We start from the raw sequence: 1,426 nt of genomic DNA on the forward strand, positions 1-1,426 counted from the left end.
CCGCGGTCAGTGGGCCGCGGTCAGTGGGCCGCGGTCAGTGGGCCGGGACGGGTTCGGGCAGCAGGGCGAGCAGGTCGCCGGGCCGGCGCAGCACCGCGTCGGGCCGTTCGGCGAGCAGCGCCGCCTCGTCGGTCTCGCCCCACAGCGCGGCGATCGCGCCGACCCCGGCGCCCCGGGCGCTCGCCAGGTCGGTGACGGCGTCGCCGACCATGACGGTCCGTTCGGCCGGCACGTCGAGCAGTTCCAGGGCGCGCAGCACGATGTCGGGCGCGGGCTTGGCCCGGGGCACCTCGTCGGAGCCGAGCACGTGGTCGAAGTGGTGCAGCAGACCGAGCTGATCGAGCAGCGAGCGGGCCCGGGGGCCGCTCTTGCCGGTGGCCACGGCCAACCGGACGCCGCGCCGGTTGAGGTCGATGAGCAGTTCCCGCGCCCCGGCGTGCACGGTGACCTGGGGGGCGAGCCGGTAGCTCTCCCGGACGAAGGGCTCCTCCAGGGCGAGCGGCAGCCCCATGATCCGCATGATGTCCGGGAAATAGCGGCCCAGGTGACGGCTGTACTCCTCGAACGGCGGGTTGCCGTCGCCGACCACCTCCTCGTAGGCGGTGAGGAACGCCCGGCGCATCACGTCGAAGCTGTCGACGATGACGCCGTCGAGGTCGAAGACCACGGCGCGCAGCGGGAGGAAGGCGGCGAGCGCGTGGCCGTCGGGCCTGGTGGTCGGGGCGGTGGCTGCGGGCTGGTCGATCGGCATGGGATCTCCATGGGACGAGGGGCTGCCCGGACGGGTGACCGGGCCTGACGCCCCGGGGCCGACGGGATGGGCACGGCCTCCGGGGCCGGGGCGCGGGGCTGCTCGGAGGGAGCTGTTGCTCGGCGGGGAGCGGTGGGGACGGCGGGGCCGGAGGCCGACGACGGTCAGACGGCGAGGGCCGCGGCCTCGTCGTCGAGCCGCGGCCGCGGGGCGCGGGCCGCCGCGTAGAGCCGCTCGATGACCGAGATGGTGTGGTGGGCGCGGTTCACGGCCGCGCCGCGCGTGGCCGGGTCGGCGAGCAGGGCGGGCAGCTCGTCGAGCTGGCGCACGTACTCGGTGCCGACGCCCTCCCCGGGCAGCGGGACCTCGGTGGTGACGCCGTCGCGGGTCCGGGTGAGGCGCGGGACCCGGCGGTTCGGGCTGAAGCCGAAGGTGCACTCCAGGGTCGCGGAACCGGTGGCGCCCTCCACGGTGATCCGGGTGGTGTCGACGGGCTCGTGGGAGGCCCAGCTCGCCCGCACCGCCACCGAGACGCCGGTGTCGGTGAGCAGGAAGCCGCGGGCGGTGTCCTCGACGTCGCCCGCGCCCGCCGGTCCCTCGGTGCCGCGCCAGCCGGCGCCGCGCCCGCCGTCGTTGACGAAGTCGGCGGAGAGCGAGCCGAGCACCGCCCGCAGC

At 76.4% G+C, this 1,426-nt stretch carries 1 protein-coding gene and 1 pseudogene; both read right to left on the reverse strand.

All coding sequences use genetic code 11. The annotated features are described in order from the left end of the window. Positions 1–34: 34 nt before the first annotated feature. A complete protein-coding gene (locus tag ABD308_RS38015) occupies positions 35–751 on the reverse strand; it encodes an HAD-IA family hydrolase (protein ID WP_344345431.1) in 717 nt (238 codons plus the stop codon). 164 nt (positions 752–915) lie between these two features. After that, positions 916–1,426 (reverse strand): annotated as a pseudogene (locus ABD308_RS38020) (gfo/Idh/MocA family oxidoreductase); the annotation flags it as partial.

The organism is Kitasatospora putterlickiae, assembly GCF_039527695.1.
In the GTDB taxonomy this organism is placed as follows: Bacteria; Actinomycetota; Actinomycetes; order Streptomycetales; family Streptomycetaceae; genus Kitasatospora; species Kitasatospora putterlickiae.